Raw genomic sequence first — 12421 nt, forward strand, 5'->3', positions numbered from 1 at the left:
CATTTTGTTACGTTGGCTTAGTTTCAAATAGAAACTAATATTATTGTTTGTTGACGTTTTTGTTTGTTTAGTTTTCAAAGAACAATTCATCACTTCAATTTGTGACAGCGAAATTAATTATACGATTTCGCCTCATGGAAGTCAACATTTTTTTAAAAGTTAACTTCGCCGCCGCAGCGACAAGAAATAATATAACAAATAATCGGTATCTAAGTCAACCTCTTTTCGCAAAAAGTTTTACGCTTTAAGAAGTTTTTATGGAACTGCCAAATAAGAGTTTCTTTATGTGAATCCAGAAAGCACTAAATAACTAAATCCCACAAGGGCATGGTTACCAGTGCCCTGGATTTCTTTATTCATATTAACATACTACTTTTGTATAACGGATTCTGCATTCATTCCCTTTTTATCGACAGCTTTAAGACGGTTATTGATCTCATCTGTAATCTCTTTTGTCGTATACTTCCCACCAATGTCCGGTGTTAGAAATCCATCTCTCGTTACACTTTCCACCACATTCAATAATGTACGGCCAAGTTCTTCTTCACCAAAATGATCCAACATCATTTTTGCTGTCCAAATCTGTCCAATCGGATTCGCAATCCCTTTTCCTACAATGTCTGGAGCTGAGCCATGAACTGGTTCAAACATGGACGGATATTTTCCATTTACATTGATGTTCGCCGCTGGAGCAATTCCGATACTGCCCATGATAGCTGCACCAAGGTCTGTCAAAATATCTCCAAACAAATTACTTGCTACAATGACGTCAAATCTATCAGGATTTGTAACGAAAAATGCTGATAAAGCATCGATATGTTGTGAGTCTGTGCTTATTTCTGGATAATCTTTTGATACTTCTTCAAACACATGATCCCAAAAAGGCATAGAATGAATGATTCCGTTAGATTTTGTTGCACTCGTTACATGCTTTCTACGCTTCTTTGCTAATTCAAAGGCATAACGCATGGCCCTTTCTGTCCCTTTTCTTGAAAAAATAGCATTCTGAATGGCTATTTCATCTTCGCCTTGATAGATTTTTCCTCCAACAGCGCTATATTCGCCTTCACTATTCTCTCGAACAACAATTAAGTCAAAGTCTTTTGGATTTAATAGAGGAGATCTAACACCATCAAATACTTTTGCTGGACGAATATTAATTACTTGTTCAAATTCCCGGCGGATTTTAATTAGAAGACCCCATAATGAAATATGGTCAGGAACTAGTTTTAAGTTACCTACTGCCCCTAAAAAAATACTATCAAAATCTTTTAATCTCTCAAGACCATCTTCCGGCATCATTTTTCCATGTTCGAGATAGTACTCACAGCTCCAAGGGAAAGTTGTAAACTCAAACTTTAGGCCACCATGAATATCAGATAGCGTTTTCAAAACATTTGTTGCTGCTGGTACAACTTCTTTTCCAATTCCGTCTCCAGGGATGTTAGCAATCTTTAATGTTTTCATCCTTAATCTCCTCACTATTCTAAAATGGTAGTTCGAGAAAATCAGTCGCCGGTATCCGGTCGACTGTATCTTTGTTTTGATTTTACAATAGGGTAAATTATTAGGCAAGGAGCTTTTACCATTTTCTTAATTTGAGAAATAGGATTCGTTAGGCTTCATCTTCATTCATACATTAAAATTTGAAAAGCAAACAAAAAACCATAACCTTAAAGATTATGGTTTAGTCTGTTCAAGTGAATTGGATAATACTTCAGTTAAATGTTCTAAATCAAGTTTTAAATGTTTAATCATTGCCTGTGAAGCCTGTTCAGCGTTTCTCTCTTTCATACAATCAAATATTTCCCGATGTTGATTTAGAATAATCTCAGCTCGATTTTCTCCCTGAAAGTTTAAAACTCGAAAAAAGTACATAAGTGATCTCAAATCATTTAGTTGTTTTTGTAATCGGCGGTTTTGCGTGTATTGGATGATTAAACTGTGAAATAAGTCATTTAGAGTAATAATCGTATCATTTGCTTGTGAATCTTGAATAGCCTGTTCTGTTTGCATCAGCGTTTTTTCGATTTCGTCTAATTCAGCGTTGGCAGCCATTCTAGTAACTAATCCAACTGCAAAAGATTCAAGTGCCATACGGCAAAAATAGATTTCCTCAACGTCTTTCAAAGTTGGCTGGTAGACCATAACTCTTGATTTTTCATCAACTATTACAAGTCCTTCTTTTTCTAAAATTCGTATCGCTTCTCTTATTGGACTTTTACTCACATTAAAATCTTTAGCTAGCTGGGTCTCAATAATCCGTTCACCTGGCTTTAATTTCCCTTCAAATATCATTTTCTTAATTGAATGATATAATTTTTCATAAAAGGGTACGGGCCTTTCTATAGTGAAATCACTCATAGTCTCATCCTTTATCTATAACATATGTTTAAAGTTTATATTATTTTATAAGTGCAAACAATATTTCAAAAATACATGATATAGATGGTACGATGAAATATATCTTAAACCTTGATTATTTATGTGCACCTCTGTATTGGGCCGTTGTTAGTTCTTTTATATAATGTTCAAGTTCGGGCATTCTTTTTTCTCTTGCCAGTTTAATAGACAGGTCAATATTATAAGGGACCCGAACGAATTGGATGGAAAAACTGCCTGCTGCCTCCACTCCGAAGTTTCCTTCTAAAATGGCATACGAGGCTTGAGGGATATCCAGAGGATTTCCTACGCTTCCTACATTACATAAGGTTCTTCCTTTTATATTTTGCAGGTATGCTTGGTGGATATCTCCATAGCAGACCACATCTGGATTCCTGTTCCCTTTTATATTTTCTGTACTTATCGTATTTTCAAACATACTTAAACGCCGGTCGATTGAGTCCCAGGGTTGAATTCGGTCATAGCAGCTTCTTGGAGATGCATGAAAAAGCCTAATTAATCTTCCACTCATCATGAACTCAACTGAAAAAGGCAGCTGCTCTAAGTATTGATTTTGTTGACTAGTCAATTGATTTTGATGCCATTTGATTGTTTCTGATTTTGTTGGTTTCGTAATAAAATCATCCCAGTTGCCTTTAACTGTTACCGCACATACCTTGTTTATTATGTCAACCGCTTCCCTTGAATCGGGGCCTTTTCCCACTAAATCACCCAAACAGATGATTTGTTCCATTTTTCTAGTTTGAATATCATGAAGGACGGCTTGTAGTGCCGGAATATTTCCATGTATATCTGAAATTACAGCGATTCTATCCAAATCTGTTCCACCTTTTTTCTCGTTTTTACTATTATTTATTTCTTTTTCTAAATTAAAATACCTCTTCCTAATGTTTCGGCTGAGAACCTGCTCTATTTTTTAAAAGGAAAGGGTCTAATAACCTATCACAGGCTCGCCGGTCTGAACAAGAGAGATGCGGACAATGCCCGTTGAGTCTTATATAGATGTACATGGGCACTGTACCGGCTGGGGGTCCTTTTATTGATTACCCATTAACATTTATTCCCCACTCTCTCTAAAATTCAAACAGCGAAAAATCAATACTTCTTGCTCCTTACTCCTCTAACCGTAAATTTTTGGTTATAATAAAGGAATATGGATTTTTACATGTGATTTTTTACTAGACCACTTTTTGATGGTTCAACCAACATGCGTGGACTTTTACTATAACCAAGGGTTTCAGTTAAAGGGGAACATTATTTATGCTTAAAACCAGGTTTATCAAATTACTGACAACTAAATTAGAGGATGGCCGCTTTCTATTGACGGCCCAGAACGAAAAGGGTTCCTATATGAATCCGTTCAGGTGGAAAAACCTCGTTTTTAGCAGCCATGAAGAAAGCTTTTTCGGTACACTTCTTGAGACCGAGACGGTGAACGACGTCGAAGGGATCGTCGTAAGCGGCTGGCAGCTTGTTTCTTTGTTTGCGAAGGAATCCTTCAATCGATTTATTGATTGGGATTGGAATGAGCAATCTGAGATCTGTCTTGCTTCCGCACTTACACTCTATGAGGGAATTTTAGAGAAGGATTGGCTTCCCGACTTTTCGGTGTGGGAGCATGGGGATTTCCGTTGGAAGCTGCCAGAACGGGTCAAGGATGAATTCGACTCGTCTTTTTGGGAGCAATCCATCGAGGATGAGAGTCAAGTATTGGTCAGTGAGGACCGCGGGCTTGGCACAACCAAAGACTATATTTCCGACTTATATAATGGTGCTCTTGATGCTTATCTCACACGAAATGCCGCTATGAAAGAGCTGTTTGGTCCAAAACTGGAATTACTGCGAAAGCAAAATATTTCTGGCGTTGAGCTGGCTCGTTATTTTGATGAAGAAAGCTGGCTCGAGTGGGTGGGAATTAAGGAAAGCGACACCCCGTTTACCATTGGGCTCCGGCTTGATGAACCCATTAATGGTGAAGGTGCCTGGATTCTGGACGTATTTTTGCGTAGTAAGAAAGATATCGATGAGGTATACGATGTTGAAGGAGTCAGAAAGATTCCTGCCAAGTGGCGTCCATACCTAGAAAAGGTGGATCAAGAGCGGACTCGCTGGGCCCGGTTAATTCCGTGGCTTGAAGAGGACGGATTTTTCAAGACCCATCTTACCGAGGAAGAAGCGTGGATGTTTCTAACCGATGCGAGTGAAACCTTGGTCGCGTTGAATGTGGAAATTCTCCTTCCTTCCTGGTGGCAGGCGATGAAGAATGCCAACTTGAAGGTGAAGGCGTCATTGAAGGGATCATCCAGCCATCGTCCGTCGTTTGTTGGACTGCAGGCAATGCTTGATTTCAACTGGCGTTTTTCGATGAATGGTGTGGATTTGTCCGAAGATGAGTTCGGAAAGCTCGTTGAGGAGAAGCGCCGGCTTGTGTTTATTCGCGGGCGTTGGGTGAAGCTGGACCCGCAGTTTATCCGGCAAATTCAGGATTTGATGAAACGTGCGGAAAAAGAGGGTTTGCACGTGCGCGATTTACTCGAGCAGGAACTGGTTGATTCGCCAGAATCCGAAGAGGAGTTGGAGAATCCAAAGGCGTTTGCGAAGATTCAGATTGAGTTGAACCGCCAATGGAAGCAGATGGTCAAGATGTTATCAGAGGTCCATGAGATCCCGCTCGAGACGGTTCCGGAAGGGCTGAACGGCGAGCTTCGCCCGTACCAGCAGCTTGGCATGAGCTGGCTCTGGTTCCTCCGCCAATTCGGATTCGGCGCCGTCCTCGCCGACGACATGGGCCTCGGCAAAACTGTCCAGCTCATCTCCTACCTTTTAAAGGTAAAGAACGAGGATACCTTAGAAATGGTGCCTGACACCGTTAGCACTACCAAGCGAAGGAAAAAGGCGGATGAAACATCAGACTCTGCTCTGAAGGTTAAGATTCCGACTAAGGCTTCGTTGATTATCTGCCCGACGTCGGTGCTCGGGAACTGGCAGAAGGAGCTGGAACGGTTTGCTCCTGAGATGAAGGTATATCTGCATTATGGTTCGAACCGCCTTAAGGAAGAGTCTTTTTCGGAACAAGTCCAAGATGTGGATGTTGTGTTAACTTCATATGGTTTGAGCCATCTTGATTCGGAAGAGTTTGGGTCGATGGTTTGGAGTTCGATCGCCATTGATGAGGCGCAAAACATTAAAAATGCCCAAACTAAACAATCGAAAGCTGTCCGGAGCTTGCGCGGCCGTCACCATATTGCCTTAACCGGAACGCCGATGGAGAACCGCCTTTCTGAACTGTGGTCGATTTTTGATTTCACCAACCACGGCTATCTTGGCAGCTTGGGGCAATTTCAGAAGAAGTTTGTCATTCCGATTGAGAAGGATGAAAAGAAGGAAAAAGTCCAGCAGCTTCAATCGCTGATTCGTCCATTCTTGCTGCGTCGTACGAAAAAGGATGAAGAGGTCGCACTCAATCTGCCTGACAAGCTTGAGCAGAAAGAGTACTGCCCGCTTACCGCTGAACAGGCATCGTTGTATGAACAGCTGATCCACGATACCTTTGCTGAGATTGAAAAGTTGTCCGGTTTTGAACGAAAAGGGCTAATCTTACAAATGCTGAGCCGCTTGAAACAGCTGTGTAACCACCCTGCTCTCTATTTAAAAGAACAGGCCATTGGCCGTGAGCTGGTGGACCGTTCCAATAAGATGGAGAAACTGGTGGAACTTGTAGATGCTGTCCTTGATCAGGGAGAGAGTTGTTTGATTTTCACTCAATATATTGAAATGGGCGAAATGATCCGCAGTACGTTGAAGAAGAAGTTCGGTGTTGAGGTGCCGTTCTTGAATGGAAGTGTACCGAAAACACAGCGTGATACGATGATTGAACGGTTCCAAAATCAGGAGTTTCCTGTGTTTCTGTTGTCATTAAAGGCTGGTGGAACAGGGTTGAATCTAACGGCTGCCAATCATGTCATCCATTACGACCGCTGGTGGAATCCGGCAGTCGAGAATCAAGCTACAGACAGGGCTTACCGTATCGGCCAATCCAAGTTTGTCCATGTCCATAAGCTGATTTGTACCGGGACACTGGAAGAGAAAATTGATGCCATGCTGGAGAAAAAGCAATTTCTTAATGATCAAATTATTACGAGTGAAAACTGGCTTACTGAACTCTCCACCGACGAACTGAAGGACCTTGTCTATTTAGGGTAAAACCGTGGAACGGAGTGCCGGCGAGGGCAACATTCATACTGTGGTGAGATGAGGAACGGTGACAGGCACCATTAGTAACACTAATAGGGAAGATTCTATTCATTTTAGAATCTTCCCTTTATTTTATCGCTCACATGCAATTAAATCTTTATCTCGGTCGCTCTTTTTATTTGCATCATAAAGAGCTTGTGAAACAAAAGGTTTGTAATACGTCTTACCACCTTTGTTTTTTACTGAAGTTGAACGAGCTACTCCACCCTTATAAACCTTATTCAATTCTGTACAATTTTTGAAAGTCACAATCTTAGTTGCTGCTTCTGACTCCCCTGCAGAGCCTAAAGTAAAACCTAGTAATAGCGCAAACGGAATTCCTACCTTGAAAAACTTTTTCATGATAAATACCTCACTTACATATTTTACTATTTTCAGTATTTATCTTAATGGAAATATTCTACTTTGACAATTTGAAATTTTCTAGTTAATTTATACTTATTTTGGTTGGCGCTGGTTTCTTACTATTTCAAAGTATTGTGTATCTCCTAACCCATAATCTGTGAACTTATTGATTAGAGCTATTACAAGTTCTTTTTCTGGAACATCTTCGTGCTCTTTTATATACAGCATAAGATCACTATCTTTATTCAGATAGCTTAAATAAAATTCAATCCCCTTCTTAATAGACGCTGGAAGAATAGCTTCAGGCATTGTTTGATCAATCAAAACCTGCTTGTAAATAGAATAATATCCCTCTGCCTTTACGGTATAAAGACTCAGAGGTTTAAACTTTTCCCCGACTATATGAATATCAATAGCCTCTTTATAATCTGCTTGATCTAACCAAGCAAGGATAGTTACAAGATTGATTTGACAGAACATATCCGCATCAAACCATAATTCTAGATGAGAGAATTCTTTATCAAAAAAAGGCTGCAACGGCTTTAGGACGTGCTCTCTATATTGATCGGCCGTTACATGATGAACCTCTGCACGCATATCGATGAATTCCTGTGAAAATAAATCTTCGCACGTGCCTCCATAACACATTGCCTCATTAAACGGGACCATCCGTTCCTGGTTAAGAAAACCTGTCTCTTGGTAGTAATGATACATTGCTTCTCCATTTAGAATATGTAATGCCTTATCTTGAATAACCAACACAACTCCTCCTCCATTTTACTTTTGCATATAGGGTCTTCTTACATTATTTAACCTATTAAGATGACCTTCTTATACGTTCTATTTATTGTTTACTCTATCACCTCACAGGGAATATTAAAATGTAATTTCGTTTATTGAGGAGGACAAAATGCATAAGAGCTCCTGTTTTAGTGAATATGACACCTTAAAAAAAGTGGTGTTATGCCCTGCTACCTATATGACCATCCGCGAACCTATTAACGAGACCCAAAAGCAATTTTTAAAAGAAAACATTGATACCGAGCTTGCTAAAAAACAGCATCAGCAGCTCGTCCAAACCTTGGAGAATAACGGTGTGGAAGTACTGTTACTCACTCCCTCAGAAAAATATCCTGAACAAGTGTTCACGCGTGATATTGGTTTTACGCTGGGAAATCAGGTGTTTGTAGCCCATATGGCACATGATGTCCGTCAAGGGGAAGAGCAGCCGTTAATTGATGTGCTTGAAAAGGAACTCATCACGTATACCAACCTGCTGGAGGATAAAATTGAAGGCGGCGATGTTTTAATTGACCGCAACACTGTTTATATTGGCGTCAGTAACCGTACCAACAAAACAGCTATTGAACATTTACAAAGTTTCTTACCCACTTTTGAAGTCATTACCGTCCCGTTTACGGATACATACCTTCATTTAGACTGTGTCTTTAATATTCTATCAGAGGATGATGCTTTAATTTTTCCAGGGGAAATTAATGAGGACAAACTAAAGATCCTCTCCTCTCGGTACCATTTAATTGAAGTTTCGGAGGAAGAGCAAGCCACTTTAGGAACTAATGTGCTTTCGATTGGAAACAAGCGCGTGTTAAGTTTGCCCATTAATAAAGAGGTAAATAAGAAGCTCAGGGACCGCGGCTATGAAGTGATTGAAGTGGATATTACAGAGATTATTAAATCTGGCGGTGCCTTTCGCTGCTGTACCATGCCTATTTTGAGAGAAACACCACAATAAATGCTGCACTATTTCATACGTAATACTGTAAATTACACTTAGAAATGCATTAGAAGATTATTTCACGACTGCAAACTAAAAAATGATTTACCAGAGTAGAACATGACATCTATGGTGACAGGCACCATTTGTAACACTAAACATGTAATAAGGGCAGATTCTGATTATCCCGATTGCCAGAATCTGCCCCTTTTTTGTTTATATGCAATTATTAGGTGCGGGGGCATTATGGAAGATTCGCAAGTTAATTAACTTATCCGCAGGTTGAAATAGTTTATGCGAAATTTGTCTACTACTTATCCTTTCACTCCGGTTAGAGTAATACCTTCCACAATTCTTCGTTGGAATAGTAGAAAAACGATAATCATCGGGATAATAGCAAGCGTACTCATTCCCATAATCGTATTCCACTGAATTCCTCCGGCATCACCAGTTGCATATAGGGAAATTCCTACAGGCAGCGTCCGCATTTTGTCTGTTGAAATAACAATAACCGGCCACAAATAAGCATTCCAATTTCCTAAAAATGTAATAATCCCGAGTGCCGATAACGCGGGTTTTACCTGAGGGAGGGCGATTCGCCAAAAAATTTTAAACTCACCCATTCCATCAATCCGAGCGGCATCCAACAGGTCATTCGGGATACCTAGCATGAATTGCCGCATCAGAAAGATGCCAAATGCTTCAATTAACCCCGGAAACATGATACCCAAGTAACTGTCGATAAGGTTCACCTTGGTCCCCATTATATACCAAGGAATGATCAGCATTTCTGTTGGGATCATCAGTGTACTCAAAATCAAAATAAGGATGGCTTTCGCACCCATAAATTGATGTTTTGCTAATGTATAGCCAATCAGCGAATTAAACACCAAACAGCTTAACGTAACAATGGCCCCAATAATGATGCTATTCAGATACCACTGCAGAAAGTCAGTTTCCTGAAAGATAAATTTATAGCCCGAAAAATCCAGCTTACTCGGCCAGAATGAAAAACTATAAAAATCAGGCAGGCTCTTAAGTGAGGATAAAATCATCCAAAGAAAGGGGAAGGCTACAACAATAACCCCTGCTAACAATAGTAGATGAATAATATATTCAGAGACAGACACCTTTTTCTTTTTCAAATTCCCACCCCCTAGTACTCATAGCTTTTGTTTAGAATTTTAAATTGCAAAAGGGTTACAAGTAATATGAAGATAAATAGGACAACCGCTATAGCAGAAGCATATTCCAAATTAAATTCCTGGAAGGCACTTTTGTACATATAGACCACAATGCTGATCGTGCTATTTAAAGGTCCTCCAGCACTGGCACCGCTGCTCGCAGTCAAACTTTGGATTTGGGCAAAGGATTGCAGAGCAGAAATCACTCCTGTTACTGCCAGGAAGACAATCGTTGGATTTAATAAGGGAAAGGTAATGTTCCAGAAAATTTTCCATCCGCTCGCTCCATCGATTTGAGCTGCCTCAAATAATTGTTTTGGAATGCCTTGAAGCCCAGCCATAAAGATGAGCATACTAAATCCCATTGACTGCCATATAATGACTGCACATACACAAAACAAGGCTAATATTGGGTCTGATAACCACTTTTGCGATGAGATTCCAAACCAGCTAAGCATTTCATTAAAAAAACCAACACTCGGTTCAAACAATAAACGCCATACCCAGCTTACTGCAATGACTGAAGTAATATAGGGCAGGAAATAAATCATCCGATATAGCCAGCGCAGATGCTGGATTCGTTCGATCGCAAGGGCGATCAGCAAACCAAGCCCCATTTGAATAGGAACCGTAATGATGACGTATTTGCCCGTGTTCCAGACCGATTTCCAAAAAACCTCATCCTTAATTAATTGTTGGTAATTTTCCATGGTAAATCCTTCACTATTTTGCGACGAAAATGACATGGAAAAAGAATAGAGGGTCGGGTAAATACGAATGATCAAAAAGAATAAGAGAGGGATGGCTAGAAATGAATAGGCCACCATTGTTCGCTTTGTTTTTAGTCTCAAAGGCGGCAACTTTCTTCTTTCTAACAGCGTTTTTATGATTCCTCTATCGACGATACTCGTTTGGGCCAAGGCTAGACCCTCCTTTCACCTGGAATGAACGCCTGGAGTAAGTGCTGCCATGCGTTCAAAATATTGGGATACCCTCAAGTACAGTCCTCAAATTTTTAAAATGGTTTTACCTTAATGGACCAGAGAATGGAACGAACTAGTTAACACCATTTGCTGAATTCTCTGTTCAACTTCTATCCACTCTCATGATGAAAAAGCTAATTGCTTTTAAAATACTCATCACGGATTTGCTGCTGCTCTTTTACTAGACTTTTAAAAGTTTTATTAATTGGATCGTTATTTAATAAAATTTTATCTATATTTGCCGTGATCGAGTCTCGCTCTTTTGCTTCATCAACAAAGAAGGTGGCATGTGAATATTTCAAACCTTCAACAAATGGACCGTAAATTGGATCATCGCTGATCGACTTGTCATTGGCAAATGAAGCCGCAGCTGGCAATTCCCCGACATTCGTTAACCATTCCTTTTGTGTATCTTCGGAGATAAGGAATTTAATAAATTTCTTCGCCGCTTCTAGTTTTTCCCCTTTCACATCTTTGCCGATACCATTGGTCCAATAGGAACCAAAGTTTGACTGCAGGCCGCCTTCCTCTTTAACAGGAAGAGGTGCTACACCCCATTCAAACTTAGCAGCTTCTTTGATCGGGGTAATATCAAATGATCCGTCGATAATAATACCTGCTTTTCCGGCTTTGAAGGCTGTATTATAGCCTTGTAAAAATGATGGTTCCCCGATTTTCTCCCTTTTGGTCATATTAATCCAGTATGTAAAGGCATCAAGCCCTTTTGGAGAGGAGTTCCAAAGCACTTTTTTTCCATCATCGCTAAATGGCTGTACGCCCCATTGACGAAGTAATACTTCATGAAAGGCATGAAATCCTTGTCCATTTACATCCCATGCAAAACCTTCCTGTTGTAAATTTCCTTTGGAATCACGCTTGGTCATTTTCTTTGCATACTCAATGAGTTCGTTCCATGTTTTTGGAGGGCTATTGGGATCAAGTCCCGCCTGTTTAAACAGTTCTTTGTTATAGAATAATGCTAGAGAACGTACAGCAGTTGGTAACGAATAATATTTGTCATCAATCTTAGATGCTTGAATCATTGGAATAAAATGCTTTTCAATTTCTGTAGTACTCATTAAATCTTTAGGAATAGGTTGAAGATAACCTTCCTTTACATATTGCGGCAGCCAGCCGTAGTAAAGGTTTAATACATCCGGCCCTTTACCGGCATGTGTGGCTGCTGTGACTTTTTGGGTATATTGATCATAAGGAAAATCTTGTGCTACTACCTTAATATTTGGATTTTGCGCTTCGAACTTTTTAATTAAACTCTTGATTTCTGTAACTTTTGCAGGAAAAGTATATTGCCAGTAGGTGATGGTTACCTTTTTATCCGCTTTAGAACCAGAATTGTTTGATGATGATGTTTCACTGCTACTGCATCCGGCAAGTACAATAAGACTGAGTGCCACAATGACCATAAGTAATTTTAATAGCGATTTTTTCAAACTATTAACCCCCGAATTTCATGAATTTTATAATAAATGAATGGATTAACCTATTAGCATATGAAT

At 39.8% G+C, this 12421-nt stretch carries 10 protein-coding genes; 2 read left to right on the forward strand and 8 right to left on the reverse strand.

Annotated features, from left to right (window positions below):
- Nucleotides 1-369: 369 nt before the first annotated feature.
- The 3 genes from V7266_RS18380 to V7266_RS18390 all read right to left on the reverse strand — a co-directional run bounded on the left by V7266_RS18380 (nt 370) and on the right by V7266_RS18390 (nt 3220).
- On the reverse strand, nt 370-1467 hold the full coding sequence (locus V7266_RS18380; protein ID WP_335469747.1) for a tartrate dehydrogenase: 1098 nt from the start codon (nt 1465-1467) through the stop codon (nt 370-372).
- Between the two features lie 213 nt (nt 1468-1680).
- On the reverse strand, nt 1681-2364 hold the full coding sequence (locus V7266_RS18385) for a GntR family transcriptional regulator (RefSeq protein WP_335469749.1): 684 nt from the start codon (nt 2362-2364) through the stop codon (nt 1681-1683).
- Between the two features lie 115 nt (nt 2365-2479).
- Entirely contained in the window at nt 2480-3220 is a 741-nt protein-coding gene (locus V7266_RS18390) for a metallophosphoesterase family protein (protein WP_335469750.1), read from the reverse strand.
- 443 nt (nt 3221-3663) lie between these two features.
- On the opposite strand from V7266_RS18390, the gene V7266_RS18395 reads away from it, so the two are divergent.
- The gene (locus V7266_RS18395; RefSeq protein WP_335469752.1) at nt 3664-6606 is read left to right on the forward strand and encodes a DEAD/DEAH box helicase; all 2943 of its coding nucleotides are present in this window, start codon (nt 3664-3666) and stop codon (nt 6604-6606) included.
- Nucleotides 6607-6729: 123 nt separating this feature from the next.
- Here V7266_RS18395 and V7266_RS18400 read toward each other — a convergent pair whose 3' ends face one another.
- Together V7266_RS18400 and V7266_RS18405 are read right to left on the reverse strand one after the other, a co-directional pair.
- Entirely contained in the window at nt 6730-6999 is a 270-nt protein-coding gene (locus tag V7266_RS18400) for an excalibur calcium-binding domain-containing protein (RefSeq protein ID WP_335469754.1), read from the reverse strand.
- Between the two features lie 96 nt (nt 7000-7095).
- Nucleotides 7096-7761 carry an AraC family transcriptional regulator gene (locus V7266_RS18405; protein ID WP_335469755.1) on the reverse strand — a complete coding sequence of 222 codons (666 nt, stop codon included), beginning with the start codon at nt 7759-7761 and terminating at the stop codon, nt 7096-7098.
- A gap of 151 nt (nt 7762-7912) precedes the next feature.
- Between V7266_RS18405 and V7266_RS18410 the strand changes: the two genes are divergently transcribed.
- Nucleotides 7913-8755 (forward strand): dimethylarginine dimethylaminohydrolase family protein, encoded by an 843-nt coding sequence (locus tag V7266_RS18410; RefSeq protein ID WP_335469756.1) that lies wholly within the window; start codon nt 7913-7915, stop codon nt 8753-8755.
- A gap of 296 nt (nt 8756-9051) precedes the next feature.
- Here V7266_RS18410 and V7266_RS18415 read toward each other — a convergent pair whose 3' ends face one another.
- The 3 genes from V7266_RS18415 to V7266_RS18425 form a co-directional block, all read right to left on the reverse strand.
- Nucleotides 9052-9882, reverse strand: a complete 831-nt coding sequence (locus V7266_RS18415; protein ID WP_335469758.1) for a carbohydrate ABC transporter permease — start codon at nt 9880-9882, stop codon at nt 9052-9054.
- An 11-nt stretch (nt 9883-9893) separates the two neighbouring features.
- Nucleotides 9894-10841: a carbohydrate ABC transporter permease gene (locus V7266_RS18420; protein ID WP_335469760.1), complete on the reverse strand. Its 948-nt coding sequence runs from the start codon at nt 10839-10841 to the stop codon at nt 9894-9896.
- A 197-nt stretch (nt 10842-11038) separates the two neighbouring features.
- Entirely contained in the window at nt 11039-12355 is a 1317-nt protein-coding gene (locus tag V7266_RS18425; protein ID WP_335469761.1) for an extracellular solute-binding protein, read from the reverse strand.
- Between the last annotated feature and the right edge of the window lie 66 nt (nt 12356-12421).

It is taken from the genome of Neobacillus drentensis, assembly GCF_036965645.1.
Taxonomy (GTDB): Bacteria; Bacillota; Bacilli; order Bacillales; family Cytobacillaceae; genus Neobacillus; species Neobacillus drentensis_D.

Bases quoted from the DNA above. Each gene is read 5' to 3' on its own strand.
- V7266_RS18380 (WP_335469747.1), bottom strand. From the start codon at position 1,467: ATGAAAACATTAAAGATTGCTAACATCCCTGGAGACGGAATTGGAAAA.
- V7266_RS18385 (WP_335469749.1), bottom strand. From the start codon at position 2,364: ATGAGTGATTTCACTATAGAAAGGCCCGTACCCTTTTATGAAAAATTA.
- V7266_RS18395 (WP_335469752.1), top strand. From the start codon at position 3,664: ATGCTTAAAACCAGGTTTATCAAATTACTGACAACTAAATTAGAGGAT.
- V7266_RS18400 (WP_335469754.1), bottom strand. From the start codon at position 6,999: ATGAAAAAGTTTTTCAAGGTAGGAATTCCGTTTGCGCTATTACTAGGT.
- V7266_RS18410 (WP_335469756.1), top strand. From the start codon at position 7,913: ATGCATAAGAGCTCCTGTTTTAGTGAATATGACACCTTAAAAAAAGTG.